This window comes from Pseudomonas sp. GL-B-12, from assembly GCF_019955895.1.
Classification (GTDB): Bacteria; Pseudomonadota; Gammaproteobacteria; order Pseudomonadales; family Pseudomonadaceae; genus Aquipseudomonas.
This window is the reverse complement of the sequence record NZ_JAHBCX010000021.1, coordinates 67,014-81,508: the sequence shown is the minus strand read 5'-3', so window position 1 is coordinate 81,508 and position 14,495 is coordinate 67,014. Positions and strand designations below refer to the sequence as shown.

16 protein-coding genes are annotated in these 14,495 nt (G+C 60.7%); all 16 read right to left on the bottom strand.

Features of this window, described 5'->3' with window-relative positions; translation table 11 throughout:
- Positions 1-237: 237 nt before the first annotated feature.
- Positions 238-591 (bottom strand): Rieske (2Fe-2S) protein, encoded by a 354-nt coding sequence (locus tag KGA85_RS12670; protein ID WP_223461248.1) that lies wholly within the window; start codon positions 589-591, stop codon positions 238-240.
- On the bottom strand, positions 588-905 hold the full coding sequence (locus KGA85_RS12665; RefSeq protein ID WP_223461247.1) for a YciI family protein: 318 nt from the start codon (positions 903-905) through the stop codon (positions 588-590). The genes KGA85_RS12670 and KGA85_RS12665 overlap by 4 nt, the downstream gene beginning before the upstream one ends.
- Before the next feature lie 3 nt (positions 906-908).
- Positions 909-1,781 carry a dioxygenase gene (locus tag KGA85_RS12660; protein WP_223533993.1) on the bottom strand — a complete coding sequence of 291 codons (873 nt, stop codon included), beginning with the start codon at positions 1,779-1,781 and terminating at the stop codon, positions 909-911.
- Positions 1,782-1,818: 37 nt separating this feature from the next.
- Positions 1,819-2,886, bottom strand: a complete 1,068-nt coding sequence (locus KGA85_RS12655) for a maleylacetate reductase (protein WP_223461244.1) — start codon at positions 2,884-2,886, stop codon at positions 1,819-1,821.
- A gap of 8 nt (positions 2,887-2,894) precedes the next feature.
- On the bottom strand, positions 2,895-4,358 hold the full coding sequence (locus tag KGA85_RS12650) for an aldehyde dehydrogenase family protein (protein WP_223461242.1): 1,464 nt from the start codon (positions 4,356-4,358) through the stop codon (positions 2,895-2,897).
- A 93-nt stretch (positions 4,359-4,451) separates the two neighbouring features.
- The gene (locus KGA85_RS12645) at positions 4,452-5,471 is read right to left on the bottom strand and encodes a hydroxyquinol 1,2-dioxygenase (RefSeq protein WP_223461240.1); all 1,020 of its coding nucleotides are present in this window, start codon (positions 5,469-5,471) and stop codon (positions 4,452-4,454) included.
- A gap of 48 nt (positions 5,472-5,519) precedes the next feature.
- Entirely contained in the window at positions 5,520-6,014 is a 495-nt protein-coding gene (locus tag KGA85_RS12640) for a hydroxyquinol 1,2-dioxygenase (RefSeq protein ID WP_223461239.1), read from the bottom strand.
- Between the two features lie 198 nt (positions 6,015-6,212).
- Positions 6,213-7,142, bottom strand: a complete 930-nt coding sequence (locus KGA85_RS12635; protein ID WP_223461236.1) for a LysR family transcriptional regulator — start codon at positions 7,140-7,142, stop codon at positions 6,213-6,215.
- 120 nt (positions 7,143-7,262) lie between these two features.
- Positions 7,263-7,724, bottom strand: coding sequence for a nuclear transport factor 2 family protein (locus KGA85_RS12630; protein ID WP_223461235.1), 462 nt, complete (start codon positions 7,722-7,724; stop codon positions 7,263-7,265).
- A gap of 44 nt (positions 7,725-7,768) precedes the next feature.
- Positions 7,769-8,158 (bottom strand): c-type cytochrome, encoded by a 390-nt coding sequence (locus tag KGA85_RS12625; RefSeq protein ID WP_223461233.1) that lies wholly within the window; start codon positions 8,156-8,158, stop codon positions 7,769-7,771.
- Between the two features lie 69 nt (positions 8,159-8,227).
- On the bottom strand, positions 8,228-9,955 hold the full coding sequence (locus KGA85_RS12620; protein WP_223533994.1) for an FAD-dependent oxidoreductase: 1,728 nt from the start codon (positions 9,953-9,955) through the stop codon (positions 8,228-8,230).
- Positions 9,956-10,031: 76 nt separating this feature from the next.
- Positions 10,032-10,949 carry a transporter gene (locus KGA85_RS12615; protein WP_223533995.1) on the bottom strand — a complete coding sequence of 306 codons (918 nt, stop codon included), beginning with the start codon at positions 10,947-10,949 and terminating at the stop codon, positions 10,032-10,034.
- A 219-nt stretch (positions 10,950-11,168) separates the two neighbouring features.
- Entirely contained in the window at positions 11,169-12,203 is a 1,035-nt protein-coding gene (locus tag KGA85_RS12610) for a branched-chain amino acid ABC transporter permease (protein WP_223533996.1), read from the bottom strand.
- Positions 12,203-13,066 carry a branched-chain amino acid ABC transporter permease gene (locus KGA85_RS12605; protein ID WP_223461225.1) on the bottom strand — a complete coding sequence of 288 codons (864 nt, stop codon included), beginning with the start codon at positions 13,064-13,066 and terminating at the stop codon, positions 12,203-12,205. The genes KGA85_RS12610 and KGA85_RS12605 overlap by 1 nt, the downstream gene beginning before the upstream one ends.
- Before the next feature lie 2 nt (positions 13,067-13,068).
- Positions 13,069-13,761 carry an ABC transporter ATP-binding protein gene (locus KGA85_RS12600; RefSeq protein ID WP_223543156.1) on the bottom strand — a complete coding sequence of 231 codons (693 nt, stop codon included), beginning with the start codon at positions 13,759-13,761 and terminating at the stop codon, positions 13,069-13,071.
- Between the two features lie 3 nt (positions 13,762-13,764).
- Positions 13,765-14,490, bottom strand: coding sequence for an ABC transporter ATP-binding protein (locus tag KGA85_RS12595; RefSeq protein ID WP_223461223.1), 726 nt, complete (start codon positions 14,488-14,490; stop codon positions 13,765-13,767).
- Between the last annotated feature and the right edge of the window lie 5 nt (positions 14,491-14,495).

Genomic DNA, 14,495 nt, shown 5'->3' with positions numbered 1-14,495 from the left:
GTCGAAGACGTCGATGCAGCCTGACTGTTGGCAATGCTCTGGCATTCGGACATATCTGCCTGCGTTTGTTGCGAACTTTGCCCTTTCATCGGCACCACCGATTGCGCCCATAGCGGGGCACTCAAAACCGACAAGGCGAGACACAGACTGATGGGTGACAATTTTTTCATGATGACCTCCGGATGAACGTGGTTCACCCCCAACAGGAGTTTAGATCAGCCCCCGTCAGCCACCCGGTTACTGACCGGCGGTGGGCTCGATCTCCATCACCAGTCGGTCGTCGGCCCAACGCACCGGCACGGCCTCCAGTTGCGCGCCTTTACACGGGCCGTCGATGCAGTGCCCGTCGTCATAACGAAACATCGCGCTGTGATGGGCGCACATCAGGACCTTGCCCCGATAAGTGCAGAACTGCTGCGGATTGAAGTCCAGCGGCACCGAGAAATGCGGGCAGCGGTTGACGTACACCCACACCTGTTCGCCCTGACGCACCGCCACCAGCCCGGCGGGATGCAATTGCTGGTGCTGCGGCAATCCCAACGCCCCGCCGTCGGCGATGTCATCGAGTCGGCACAAGGTAATGCCGGTCATGGAAAACCACGCAGTTCAGGGTTGCCCAGGCTCCAGTGCCATGGGCGAATCTGAATGCTGGCGAACAGGCCCGCCTGCACGTAGGGGTCGTCCTGCATGAACGCTTCCACCTCCGGCAGGCTGCCCGCCTCAATGACCAGCAACGTGCCAGTCATCGACGCGCCCGCATCGTCAAGAATCGGACCGCCGAGACGCACGACGACCCGATGGTCCCCGGTGGCACGCAAATGCGCCTGGTGACTGGGCCGCAGACGCTGGCGCAGCGCCTGACTATCCGAATGATCAGTGGCAAATACCGCAAAGAACTGGCCCATGATTCACGCGGATTCCATGACAAATTCATAACACGCGCGTTTGAACGGCACTTCCATACCTAGCCTGGCGGACACATCGTCGTGGGTGTTCAGGTCTTCATAGATCACCTGCAACGACTGTTTCACCCCAAACACGGCGTCGGACGCCAGGTACGGATCATCGTGATTGAACAGGTGCGTCACCAGTTTGCGATAGCCCGGCACATCAATCATGAAATGCAGGTGCGCTGGCCGCCATGCATGGCGGTTGGCAGCGTCGAGCATGCGCCCCACCGGGCCATCGGTCGGTATCGGGTAAGCCACCGGGACAATGGTGCGAATCGCGAAGCAGCCATCCGCGTCGGTTCGATAGCGCCCGCGCAAGTTGCCGAAAGGCTGTTCGGTGTCCTGGCCGGAATACATGCCGTTTTCAGCGGTCTGCCAGACGTCCAGCACCGCACCGGCCAGTGCATTGCCGTGAGTATCGACCACGCGCCCGCGCACCAGCGCCGTTTCGCCGGCGGTGAAGGCCATGTTTTCGCCGAATTCGCGATCCGGCATGCCATCGATGTAGAACGGCCCGAACACCGTGGTCTCGGTCGTCATCGCGCTGTGCCGATGGTTGATCGCATCGACCAGCATCGAAATGCCCAGAGTGTCCGACAGCAGAATGAATTCCTGGCGCACCAGGCCATCGCATTTGTGCCCGGTGTCGGTCAGAAAACCAATGCCTTCGAACCATTCCTGTTCGGTCAATTCGACTTCACTGACAAACGCATGCAGGTGGCGCACCAGGCTTTGCATGATCTGTCTGTAACGCGCGTTGGGCGCGTCGTTGAAGCTGTTCACTGCCTGTTGGGAGATCAGTGACTCCATGGCTTTGTCTTGATCGGTCATTGTTGTTATTCCGACGAGGATAAGAGTGGCTGGCAGATCAGGCTGGGGCCTGACCTGTCAGAGCCCGGTTCAACAACGCCTCAATCGGGCCTTGTTCAAACGGCCGCGGATTGTAGTAAGGGCTGGCGCAGGCGATTTGCGCGGCTTCGGCCGGGCCGTTTGCCGGAAAGCCGATATCTGCCAGGGCCAGTGGAATGCCCAGCTTCTGGTTCAGTGCGTACAGCAAGGCGCCGACCTCACTCGCCTCGCTCCCGCCCAATGCCCGTGCAGCCCGCTGCAATGGCCCCGCCGCCGCTTCGCGGTTGTAATGCGCGGCGTGGGGCAAGACGATGGCGTGCGCCTGGGCATGGGGCAGATTGAACGTGCCACCCAGGGTGTGGCAGAGCTTGTGGTGCAAGGCCATGCCGACCGAGCCCAGACAAATGCCCGCCAGCCACGCGCCATACAATGCCTGGCTGCGCGCCTCGGGGTCATCGGGATGGTTGACCACGCCCGGCAAGGCCTGCGCCAGCGAGCGAATCGACTCTTCGGCCATGAAGCCGATGATCGGGTTGGCGTCCTGGGCGTACAGCGCCTCGACCGCGTGGGCCATGGCGTTCATGCCAGAGCACGCGGAGATTTGCGATGGCAGGGTCAAGGTCAATTGCGGGTCGTAAATCACGGTCTTGGGCAAAACCCGGATATCACGCCCGGTTTTTTTCAGGCGGTTTTCGGTCAAGCCATAGATCGGTGTCATCTCGGAACCGGCATAGGTGGTCGGCACTGCCACGATGGGCAGACCGGAATCCATGGCAATCGCCTTGCCCAGGCCGATGGTCGAGCCACCGCCAATGGCCACGCAGCAATCGGCATCCAGCCGCGCCGCCTCGATGCGCGCCGCTTGCGCCACCTCCAGCGGAACGTGCATCACGGCCTTCGAATAAACACCGGCGGCACGATAACCGAGCAATGCGGCGACCTGTTCGCCGAGCCCATGCTGTTCCGGTGTGGTGAGGATCAGCGCACGCCGGGCGCCCAGCCGCTCGATTTCTTCCGCCAGCGCCGATAGCTTGCCCCAGCCGAACACCACACGGGTCGGCAGGCTTTGGTAAACAAAAGGATTCATGGCTGGCCTCAGCGCTTGTAATACGCAGGAATGTTGGCGTCGACGTTGACCCAGACCGAACGGGCTTCGGTGTAATCATGGATCGCTTCGAAACCCATTTCCCGGCCATAGCCGGACTGACCGACACCGCCAAACGGACTGCCCGGGTTGACCCGTTTGTAGCAGTTGATCCAGCACATGCCGGCGTGAATCGCGTCGGCCATTTTGTGCGCGCGGCTCAGGTTCTGCGTCCACAGGCCGCTGCCCAGTCCGTATTCGGAGTCGTTGGCGATGGTCAGGGCTTCTTCGTCGGTGCTGAAGCGCACCACGGTCACGAACGGGCCGAAGACTTCCTCCTGGCAAACGCGGTCACCGGGCTTGGCCTCGACCACCGTCGGCTCGATGTAAAATCCATTGGCCAACGCCCGGTCGTCCGGTGCCTTACCGCCGGCGAGAACCTTGCCGCCCTGCTCGATGGCGATGTCGATATACGTCATCACCCGGTCGCGGTGCAGCGCCGAAGTCAGCGGGCCCATTTCGGTGTCCGGGTCCAACGGGTCGCCCAATCGGATAGATTTGGCCAGGGCGATGAAGCGTTCAAGGAATTGGTCGGCGATGTCTTTGTGCAGAATCAGCCGCGAGCCGGCGATGCAGGCCTGGCCCTGGTTGTGAAAGATCGCCCAGGCCGCGCCGTTGACCGCTGCTTCCAGGTTGGCGTCCTCGAACACGATATTGGCGCCCTTGCCGCCCAGTTCCAGCTGAATGCGCTTGAGGTTGCTTTGGGAGGCTTCGACAATCCGGCGCCCGGTGGCGGTCGAACCGGTAAAGGCAATCTTGCCCACATCGAGGTGTTCGGCCAGCGCTTGCCCGGCGGTATGGCCGTAGCCCGGCACCACGTTGACCACACCTTTGGGGAAGCCGACTTCGCTCATCAGCTCGACGATGCGCAAGGTCGACAACGGAGTGATTTCCGATGGCTTGATCACGATGGTGTTGCCCGCTGCCAGCGCCGGGCCCATTTTCCAGCTGGTGAACATCAGCGGGAAGTTCCACGGCACGATCTGCCCCACCACGCCAATCGGCTTGCGTTGCACATAGTTGAGGAACCCCGCTTCGACCGGAATCACCGAGCCTTCGATCTTGTCGGCCATGCCGCCGAAATAACGGAAGCACGCCGCCGTGCGCGGCACGTCGAGGCCACGGGAGTCGCGGATCGGGTGCCCGGTATTGAGGGATTCGAGCTGCGCCAGTTCTTCGCCGCACTCTTCGATCTTGTCTGCCAGTTTAAGCAACAGGCGTCCGCGTTCGGCGGCGCCCAAGGCAGACCAGGCCGGGAACGCACGTTTGGCGGCGGCGACAGCGAGGTCGATGTCAGCGGATTCGGCGGCAGCGATGCGGGTGATCAAAGAACCGTCGTGGGGCGATACCACGTCAATGGTGCCGCCAGCGACCGCGTCCACGAAACGGCCATCGATATAGAGCTGATTTTGCATAATGGTTTCCTCGCACCGCGCGGCTAGCGCAGTGTTTGACGAAGTGATTCTTGAGCGCTTTGCCCGGCGCGAGGCCGGGCCGGACACGAAGTCCTAGAACTCGATCGGATACGGCTTGAGCTCGCCGCTTTCGTAGCGTTGCGGCAGGTTCGGCGTGGCGTTTTCCCAGACCATCAGCATCGAGCGCTTGGTCGAGTAACCCTGGTGACGGATGTCGGCGGGCATGGCGCAGATGTCGCCGGCACGCATGGTGATGCGCGCACGGGGATTGCCATCGTCCTTGTCGCCGACGTCCCAGATGATCTCGTCGGACATTTGCAAGAACCACTCGATACGGTCGTTGCCGTGGAACACCGGCAGGATGAATTCCTCGGTGGTCGGGCAGAACAGGCTGGCCTTGCACACCGAGGTCACCGACGGGTTCCAGGTCACGTCGGAGCGCGACAGGTACTTGAACAGGTTGAAGGCATGCAACTCACCTTCGAAGCCTTCGGCGGCGTGGACTTCAGGTTCGTCCTGCGGCACGTCGATGAACTGGCGGTTGACCGGCAGGTCGTCGCGCAGCGGCGAGTCATCCTTCAGGCCCGGCATGCGTTTGGTGGCGATGCGGGAGCGCTCGATGGCTTCGATGTTGTTGCCGTTCTTGCGACCGAATGCGCTGCCGGTTTCTTCCGGGGCGGCGAAGGGGTCGAAGGTGGCGTTGGTCCAGTCGCGCAGGATGGCCTTGAAGGTGGCCATGATCAGCGGCGTTTCGAAGTTTTCGGTGTAGTTGACCCCGGCCGCCTTGAGCGTGCCGTTGAAGGTGCCGGCATACAGGTCGACCTTGCCGTAGTAGTTGCGGGTGCCGATGACGTGGTCAAAGTTGACCCAGCCATAGAAAAAGCCCCAGGCCACGTCGCGCATCATGGCGCGCAGGAAGGCGTCGACCGGAATCAGGTGCGAGCGGGTCTGGCCTTTGGCCGGCCAGGTGATGCGAGCGAAATACTCGTCACGCGACAGTTCAAAGGCGCCGAGTTTGAATGAGCAGTAGCCGGTGACGGCGTGGGGCGCGCTGGCCTGGACTTCATTGTCGGCAAAATGCGCGGTGTCGGCAGCGGTTTCAAGCATGGCCATGGCGGGATTCCTCTTGTTCTTTTGGATTGGGCGGTCAGATACGGCAGATCACTTGAAGCAGATGTCTGCCCATTTCTCGACCGACAACGGGCCTTTGATGGTCTGCTGCAGAATCACGCCCGGGCGGCTGGCCTCGAAGCGATAAGCCGTGCCGAGCGGCAACAGGCACTGATGACCGCGCTTGAGCAACACGTAGCCCATCGGTTTGCCCGCCGGCATTTCACCGGCCAGGTGCGTGCCCTCGCCGGCTTTCAACGGCGCATCGAGCTTGAGGAAGTCCACGCGAACTTCACCGTCCATGACGATGGCAAACTCGTCGTGCGCGGCGGTGTACCAGGGCGACTGGCCTTCGGCGCGCAGGGTTTCGACGACGTAGCCGAGGTTGAAACCGACCACGACCTTTTCATAAGGGCTGGAATGATCGGCCACTTCGAAAATGTTGGAAAAGGCGTAGTGGCTGGCCTGGCCGCTGATGATTTCCACCGAGCCTTTGGTGTAGTTGTCCAGCGAGCCGAAGACCGTTTCGATTGCAGCGCTACTCATGGTTTTCACCGTTTTGTTGTTGTAGTAACAGTGAGCCAACAGTACGTCGCACCCGCTCTGCGAACAATTAGAGGACCGGCGACAACAGTGTTTGCGAAACGCAAACACTGTAGGAGCGAGCTTGCTCGCGAAAAAATCAGGCACACCGCGTTTAACCTGGATGCCCGCGTCATTGTTGACAGGCAGGCCATGTACCGCTCAACGAACCCAGCCACGCTCCAGCAAGGGCTTGTCCCAGCATGGCTCATCGCCGAAGTTGTCCACCAGAAAGTCGATCAACGTACGCACTTTCAAGGCCCGGCGCTGGGTGGCGGGATACACCGCCGAGAAGTTGAACGAGGACAACGCATACTCCGGCAATACCGGAATCAGCCGGCCGCTGAGCAAGTCATCGCTGGCCACCAGGGTCGGCAGGCAGACAATGCACACACCGGTCTGCGCGTAATCGCGCAGCAAATGCACCGAGTTGGAGCGCACCTGGCCCGGCAGGCTCAGTTCCACTTGCTCGTCTTCGCGGGTGAAGATCCAGCGGTTGCGCGACGGATAGCCTTCGTACAAGGCAATCTTGTGTTGCAACAACTCCTGGGGATGGCTGGGCACGCCGAACTCGTCGGCGTAATCAGGCGACATGCAGAACAATCGACGCACGCTGAACAGCTTGCGCTCGATCAGGGTTTCGGCCATCGGCGGGAACATCTGGAACGCCACATCGAAGCCTTCTTCGATGGGGTCCACCACCCGATCATTGACGATCACGTCCACTTCGATGTCCGGGTACAAGCGCGTGAACTCGGCCAGCATGCGGCCGAAGTGACCGATGGCGAACCCGGGCAACATCTGCACGCGCAATTTGCCGGTGGGCTTGGCCCGCAGCTCGCGCATGTGTTCGGTCAGCGAGTTGAAGCCCGCGACCATGTCGGCGCATTCCTTGTAGTACGTCTCGCCCACTTCGGAGAGCCGTACATGACGGGTGCTGCGATGAAACAGCGGCGCGCTGATGAACTGTTCCAGTTGCTGGATGCGGTGGGTGATCACCGAGCGAGTCACGCCCAGTTGCTGGGCCGCCTTGGCGAAGTTGCCGGTTTCGGCCACCCGCACAAAGGCTTCGACACTGAGTAAACGATCCATGGGCAGGTTCTCTGGATGCTTTTGTTCTTATAGGAACAGCGAGGTTAGCCTGTCGGCACCTCGCACTCCAGATCCCGGGCGAAAACCTGCTTGTAGGAGCGAGCTTGCTCCTACATGAGATCAACGATTGAGCCAAGGGTAACGCGCGGTATCCTGGTTGCCGTAGTCAGGGTCCAGGTAGATGAAGCAGCGCTGGATCTTGAAGTCGCGAATTTCGAACACGTCGGCCCAGTAACCGGCACCGGCGGGTGTCGGTACGCCGGCGCGCCAGTGGCCGTCGACGTGTTCACCGAAACTGGTGCCTTCACAGACCAGTGTATCGGTGCCCGTGAGGATCCAGTTGAAGTGTGCGTAGTCGTGAGTGATCGACTTCAAGCGGCCGCCCAGGTCGGTGAACATCTGACCGATCTGTTCACGACCGGTGGCCAGCCCCCACTTCGGGAACAGTACCTGCGCGTCGTCGGCGAACAGGTCGAGAATGCTGCCACCGGTGGAGGTGATGCCACCGTTGTCGAAGGCTTTGAGGTATTCAAGGGCAACGGATTTGCGTTGTTCGTCGGTCATCGTCAGGGTGCTGATCATGGCTGTCTCCGGATCGTTATGAGCGTGTTATTAACAGGGGGCTGTCAGTGCAGCGACTTGATGTACGTGATGATCTTCTGGCGTTTGGCCGGGTCGCCCTGGGAATAGACCATCGCACTGCCCGGCGCGACGGCCTGGGTGTCGGACAGCCAGGCTTCAAGCGTTTGCTCGTCCCAGACCTTGCCGGACATGGCTTTGCTATAGCCGTCGCTGTAGGTGAAGTTCGACTCGCTGGCGGCCTTGCGACCGATCAGCCCGAACAGGTTCGGCCCCTGCCCCGGCGGCCCGCCCTTGTCGAAGGTGTGGCAGACCGCGCAATGGTTGGTCGCCAGTTTTTGCGCGAGTTCAAGATCGTCGGCCTGAGCAACGCCAGCCAGGCCGAAACTGGCTGCCAGCATCAACAGGACCGGGGCTTTCCGCGGGAAATGACTCATAGTGTTGTTCTCATGCAATCACCGATTAAGGCATCGACGGGCCGCGCGTGAAGGCGGCCCGGGCTTGATTCAGATGCGGCTCGCCTCTTTGTGCGCCTGGTTCGCTGCGCGATAGGCAAAGGCGATGATCGGGCCGAGTGTCGAACCGCCAGCCCAGTAGGCACGACCGGAGGCAGACGCCACGCAGTTGCCGACACCGTACAAACCCGGGATCGGCGCATTCGCGTTATTGAGCACCTGCCCGACGGAGTTGGTCTTCGGACCACCCTTGGTGTCGAGGTTGCCGCCAGTAATCAACGCCGCGTAGTACGGACCTTTCGCGGCCAACGGGTACATCGTCAGGTTACCGGTGCGGTCGGGTTTGACCGGGCCGGTGAAGATGCCCTGGATCGCCAGCTCACCACGATGCAAGTCCAGATCCTTGCCCTTCTTCGCCAGCTCGTTGAAGCGCTTGAGCGTGGCCTTGAGGCTGAGATTGAAATCCGCACTGAGCTTCAGGCCGCCAATGTCGGAAGCATGTTTATCGAGTCGCGCCGCGATGTTCGTCGCCAGTTCTTCGAGGGTTTCACCACGGACCACATGGCGGTCATTGCCGCCCTTGGGCACGATGGGCGAACCGTATTCGTCGCTTGCGCAGTTGTCCTGGGCCTGCTGGTCCCAGATCGAGAACATCACCAGGTTCGGGTATTCGGCTTTGTCGCCATCCCACTGGAAGAAGGTCGGGACCATTTCGTTGTAGGCGGTTTTTTCATTGACGATTCGCTTGCCGTACTTGTTCACCATCAACATCGAATCACCGTTCATGGTGAAGATGCCGGACATCGAACCGTCCTTGGCCAAGGCTTTTTCCAAAAGAATCGGACAGGACCATGCGTAGTTCATGTTGCGCAATTGCACGCCCAAGTCGCTTGAGATGCGGATGAAATCGCCTTCGTTGGTCAGTGCCGCGCAGCCGCCGTAGACCGGAGCGTTGAGGAAGTTGCGGCGCAATTCCGGATCGTGGGTGAAGCCGCCGGTGGCGAAAATCACGGCTTTGCGAGCCTTGACCCGTTCACGCGTGCCCTCTTCGGTTTCGACTTCGACGCCCGTGGCCTCGCCCTTGCTGTTCATGATCACTTTGACCACGCGTTCGCCGGTGCGGATCTGCACACCGTCACGCTTGGCGGCGGCGGTCAGCGTGCGGATCGCCACACGACCGCCGTCGGACATGCTCGGCCGCGCTTCCTTGGGCACCAGTACACGACCCTTCCTGGCTTTGTCTTCGGGCAGCTCGGACCAGTAGTCCGGCACGTCCGGGCAATGCCGATACGGCAGCGCGTCGCGTTCGGCCAACAGTTCGGCGGCGGGCGAGGCGCTCTCGTAGATGGCTTCGCACATCTCGTACTCCCAATCCGACAGGCCGAGTTTTGGCAAGGAAGCGTCATAGGATTGCGGGCGTGTCAGACGAGCGACATAGCGCATGTAATCGGCTTTTTCATCGACCATGCCGGCGTCGCGCATCGGCTTGTTATTCGGCACCCAGTACCAGAACGCTGCTTTGGCCGCGGTGCCTCCAGGGCTCCCGGCCTTTTCCAGGATGACCACGTCGTTGCCCAGCCAACGGGAGAACAACGCGGTCGGCAAGCCACTGCCGCCACCGCCGACCACGACAATGTCGTGCTCCCGATCAAAGGGCAGCTCATCACTGGCCATCGCCCGCCCGGCCACGCCCGACAGTGCGGCGACAGCGGTACCGGCGGCACTGGCCTTGATGAAATTGCGGCGCGACAGTTCATGTTTTTGCTTTTCTTCATTCATTTTTATTCTCCGGAAAAAGTAACGGCCTCAACACCACGGAACGGCAGGCCACAGGACGCAGGCAGGCGTCGATGACTCACCAGTAGTGCCAGAACTGCACAAACAAGCCGTCCGTGACCGTGGTGTTGCGCCCTTCCACGCCTTTGGAATAGTGGATGGACACCTGGTCCCACATTTTCTGGTTGAACACCTTCTGAACGCCGGGTTTGAGTTGAAACAGCACGCCGGCGCCCAGCGCGGTTTCGTTGGAGTCAGAGAAGTCGATATCGTTGTTGTCGCGATCCTTGGTGCTGAAGGTTTTCTGGTAGTCAGCACTGACGAAAGGCGTGATCTGGTACGTCGGGCGATCAACGATGTTGTAGCCCAGGCGCAGGTTGGCATGCCCAGTGTCGCCAGGGTCGGTGTGATGCGGGCCTTCGCCGCGGATGATGGCGCCGACCAGCAAGTCGATGTTCACCTTGCCCAGCCATTCGTTGTAGAACAACGAAGGCCACAGGGCGTAGGTGTCGCTGCTGACCGAGTCCGCACCGGTGGGCAGTTGCACATAGGCCTGCATGCCGATGGTGCGCAGCGGTGTCGGGTTGTACCAGACCAGGCCACCAACCAGAGGATCGCCGAACCCGCTGACCCGCGTGCCGTTGCCGCGAATCGCAATTTCCGGGAGGGTGATACTGGCGATGAAACCGGTATTGGGCAGCCCGTCCATCTTCCAGTAGTGGAGTAACGACGTCAGGCCAACGTAGGTGTCAGTCTTGCTGCCGGCGACCTTGTTGCCATGATCGTCGAAGCGTTTGCGGTCATCGTTGTATTCGAATTCCTGACCGACCGAGTTATAGGGCTCGGTGAAGTCCGAACTGAACTGGAAGCTTTGCGGCCTGTTGCTCGCAAAAGGAATGCCCGACGCTTGCGCCTTGTCGTTTGGAAAAAAGCAAGTGCCCAAGGCACATAGCCCGAGACCTGCCATATTCATCGCGAGACTGTGTCCAGCTCTCATGAACGTACTCCGGATATTGTTATTGTTTTTTGTGCGCAATGATCGGCATTCCATTGAGCTACGGGCGAACGATAAGGCGCGGCCTACTACGCAACAATTGCGAAGTCAGCGACTTGTGTGTTCGTGATTTGCAAACAGCAGGGACGGAGAAAAACGCGTACGGAGTCAGTCATTGAAAACCGCCGTCCCTGGCGGTACTCGCCTGTCGCTGGTCTTGCATTACTTCTTGCTGTGAACCGTCAGGCGCCGCTGCATGGGGAAAACCTGCCAGCCCAGGTGTTCGCTGATCAGTCCCCACACCCCTTGCGGGGCCTTGAGCATCATCACCACCGCGACCACGCCGAGGATGATCATGTACACCGCACCGTACTGCGCCAGGCAACCGCGCAACACGAAGTAAATCAGCGTGCCAATCAACGGTCCTTCCAGGGTGCCGATACCGCCGATGATCACGATAAAAATCACCACGGCAGTCCAGTCCTGCAGGTTGAACGCGGCGTCCGGGGAAATGCGCAGCTTTTGCAGGAAGATCAGCGCCCCGACCACACCTGTGCAACCGGCGGCCAGTACATAGACCATCAACTTGGTACAGAACGTATCCACCCCGAGGCTGCCGGACGCTGGTTCAGAATCACGAATCGATGCCAGTGCCAGGCCCTGACGCGAGCGCAGCAGAAAAAACACGACGGCAACGGCGGCAATGGCGATGGCCAGCGCGGTGAAATAGATCAGCGTTTCGCGTCCGTCCCGGTCATTGCCGATCTGCCGCACAATCGCCGCCGGCAGGCTTTGCCCGGAACCGCCACCGAGGCTGCTCATCTGCGCCAGGCCTAATCGAAAGACCTCCGCCACCACCCAGGTACCGATGGCGAAGTAGGCGCCACGCAGACGAAACACGATCAGCGCCGTGGGAATCGCCAGCAACGCCACCAACACGCCTGCAAGCAGCACCGCGATCAAGGGCGGTACACCGAATTGGCTCGCCAGCATAAACAGCAGATAGCCGCCCAAACCGACGAAGGCCTGCTGCCCTACCGAGACCATGCCGGCGTAACCCGCCAGCAAGTTCCACATTTGCGCCAACGCCAGGTAATAGGCGAACTCCACCACCAGGCGCAGGCTCGCCCGGTCGGCCCACAAGGGTGCACTGAACAAGATCAATACGCACAGGCCCAGCAACGACAAGCCGATGGTGCTGCTGGTGGTCGTGCGTTGTACGCGAAACCTAAGCGCTGGGTTGTTCAAGGCATTCATCAGTCGACACTCCGGGGAAACAGGCCACGCGGGCGCACGACCAGGATCAGCAGAAACACAAGATGACCGGCGAGGATTTGCCAGCCGGGATCGATCTTTGCCCCCAGGGATTGCGCAACGCCGAGAATCACCCCACCGGCCAGCGTGCCCCACAGGCTGCCCAGGCCACCGATGATCACCGCTTCGAAACCGTACAACAGCCGCGCCGGCCCCACGGTGGGATCGAAGCTGGTGCGAATCGCCAGAAACACCCCGGCAATCGACACCACGGCCATCGCCAGCGCCATGGCCAGGCCGAAGATGTGCGCATTGTTGACGCCCATCAGCCGCGCGGTGTGCTGGTCATCGGAGGTCGCGCGAAACGCCCGGCCCAACGAAGTTTTGTAGAACAGCAATTGCAGGCCGCCGATGATCAGCAGCGCACTGCAGAACACGATCAGCGGCATCACACCGACGCTCAGGCTGCCAATGCCGACGCTGGCCACCTCCAGATCGCCTTGAGCCAGCTTTTGGCTGTCGGCACTGAAGAATTCCAGCAGCACGTTCTGCACGATGATCGACAGGCCGAAGGTCACCAGCAGCGGCGGCAAGATGTCCTGGCCCAACGTCCGGTTGAGCAACAGCCGTTGCAACAGGTAACCGAAACAGAACATCAGCGGCACCACGATCAGCAAGCTCGCGAGCGGGCTGAAACCCAGATGATTGACCACCAGCAGCGCCAGGTACGACGCCAGGACGATGAAGTCGCCATGGGCGATATTGACCAGGCGCATGATGCCGAACATCAACGACAACCCCACCGCGAACATCGCGTACAGGCCGCCGAGCAACATGCCTTGAAGCAAAGTATTGAGCCATTCCATCACTAGATCCCGAAATACGCGGCTTTGATTTGTGCTTTGTCCGCATCCCCAGGTCGACCGGTCAGGGACACGCGCCCTTCCTGGAAGCAATAGAAGCGGTCGCACACACTCAGTGCCTGATTGATGTCTTGCTCGACGAGAATCACCGTGGTGCCGTCTGCCTTGATCGAGGGCAGCGCAGCGTAGATGTCCTTGATCGTCGTCGGCGCCAGGCCCAGGCTGATTTCGTCGCACAACAGCAAATGCGGATTGGCCATCAGGCCCCGGCCAATCGCAACCATTTGCTGTTGGCCGCCGGACAGCGCGGTGCCGGGACGCTTGCGCAGTTTTTCCAGCACTGGAAACAGCTGATAGATCCGCGCCAGGGTCCAGAGACCGGGGCGTTTGCTGTAGGCACCGATCAGCAGGTTTTCTTCGACCGTCAGCGAGGGAAACAGCTTGCGGCCTTCCGGCACCAGCGCGATGCCCCGCTCCAACACCTGATTGGCCGCCAGGTCACCGATGGCCTGGCCCTTGAAGTGGATGGCGCCGGGCTGGTTCTTGATCAGCCCGGCCAACGAGCGCAGGAACGTCGATTTGCCCGCGCCGTTGGAACCGATGATCGCCACGGTTTCACCGGCATCAAGGGTCAGGCTGATGTCGAACAGCGCTTGAAAGTCGCCGTAACCGGCACAGAGTTTTTCAATGGTCAGCATGCGTCAGCTCCCGATGCCCATGTAGATGTCCTGGACCCGAGGGTCGGCCATGACACTGCGCGGCTCGCCTTCAGCCAGTTTGGCGCCGAAGTTGATCACCGTCAGGCGACTGACCACCGCCAGCAAGGCATGCACGATGTGCTCGATCCAGATGATGGCGACGCCGGACTTGTGGATGCCTTGAATGGTTTCCACCAGCGCCAGGCATTCCGGTTCAGTCAGGCCGCCGGCAATTTCGTCGAGCAACAACAGGCGCGGTTGAGTTGACAAGGCCCGGGCCATTTCCAGGCGTTTGCGATCGAGCAAGGTCAGCGAACCAGCCAGCACGTTGGCCTTGCGCATCAGGCCGGTCAGTTCCAGCGTCTGCGCACACCATTGGCTGGCCTCTTTGTCCCGCAACCGCGCACCAAAGGTCGCGCCCACCAGCAGGTTCTCGAACACGGTCATTTTCACGAACGGGTGCGGGATCTGGTGGGAACGGCCAATACCTTGCTGGCAGCGCTTGAACACCGGTTCGCGGGTGACGTTGCGGCCTTCGAAATGAATCGTGCCTTTGTCCGCCGCCACACCACCGGCGATCAGGTTGAACAGCGTGCTTTTACCCGCGCCGTTGGGCCCGATAATGCCTAGGGCTTCACCCGGTTGCAGGCTCAGGTTCATGGCATCCGTGACCTTCACCAGGCCGTAGCTTTTGTGCACATCGCTCATTTGTAGAAGTGGCTGTTGCATGGTGC

What these genes read in the sequence shown, in the direction of transcription:
- KGA85_RS12670 (WP_223461248.1), bottom strand. Translation starts at nt 591, where the DNA reads ATGACCGGCATTACCTTGTGCCGACTCGATGACATCGCCGACGGCGGG.
- KGA85_RS12665 (WP_223461247.1), bottom strand. Translation starts at nt 905, where the DNA reads ATGGGCCAGTTCTTTGCGGTATTTGCCACTGATCATTCGGATAGTCAG.
- KGA85_RS12660 (WP_223533993.1), bottom strand. Translation starts at nt 1,781, where the DNA reads ATGACCGATCAAGACAAAGCCATGGAGTCACTGATCTCCCAACAGGCA.
- KGA85_RS12655 (WP_223461244.1), bottom strand. Translation starts at nt 2,886, where the DNA reads ATGAATCCTTTTGTTTACCAAAGCCTGCCGACCCGTGTGGTGTTCGGC.
- KGA85_RS12650 (WP_223461242.1), bottom strand. Translation starts at nt 4,358, where the DNA reads ATGCAAAATCAGCTCTATATCGATGGCCGTTTCGTGGACGCGGTCGCT.
- KGA85_RS12645 (WP_223461240.1), bottom strand. Translation starts at nt 5,471, where the DNA reads ATGGCCATGCTTGAAACCGCTGCCGACACCGCGCATTTTGCCGACAAT.
- KGA85_RS12640 (WP_223461239.1), bottom strand. Translation starts at nt 6,014, where the DNA reads ATGAGTAGCGCTGCAATCGAAACGGTCTTCGGCTCGCTGGACAACTAC.
- KGA85_RS12635 (WP_223461236.1), bottom strand. Translation starts at nt 7,142, where the DNA reads ATGGATCGTTTACTCAGTGTCGAAGCCTTTGTGCGGGTGGCCGAAACC.
- KGA85_RS12630 (WP_223461235.1), bottom strand. Translation starts at nt 7,724, where the DNA reads ATGATCAGCACCCTGACGATGACCGACGAACAACGCAAATCCGTTGCC.
- KGA85_RS12625 (WP_223461233.1), bottom strand. Translation starts at nt 8,158, where the DNA reads ATGAGTCATTTCCCGCGGAAAGCCCCGGTCCTGTTGATGCTGGCAGCC.
- KGA85_RS12620 (WP_223533994.1), bottom strand. Translation starts at nt 9,955, where the DNA reads ATGAATGAAGAAAAGCAAAAACATGAACTGTCGCGCCGCAATTTCATC.
- KGA85_RS12615 (WP_223533995.1), bottom strand. Translation starts at nt 10,949, where the DNA reads ATGAGAGCTGGACACAGTCTCGCGATGAATATGGCAGGTCTCGGGCTA.
- KGA85_RS12610 (WP_223533996.1), bottom strand. Translation starts at nt 12,203, where the DNA reads ATGAATGCCTTGAACAACCCAGCGCTTAGGTTTCGCGTACAACGCACG.
- KGA85_RS12605 (WP_223461225.1), bottom strand. Translation starts at nt 13,066, where the DNA reads ATGGAATGGCTCAATACTTTGCTTCAAGGCATGTTGCTCGGCGGCCTG.
- KGA85_RS12600 (WP_223543156.1), bottom strand. Translation starts at nt 13,761, where the DNA reads ATGCTGACCATTGAAAAACTCTGTGCCGGTTACGGCGACTTTCAAGCG.
- KGA85_RS12595 (WP_223461223.1), bottom strand. Translation starts at nt 14,490, where the DNA reads ATGCAACAGCCACTTCTACAAATGAGCGATGTGCACAAAAGCTACGGC.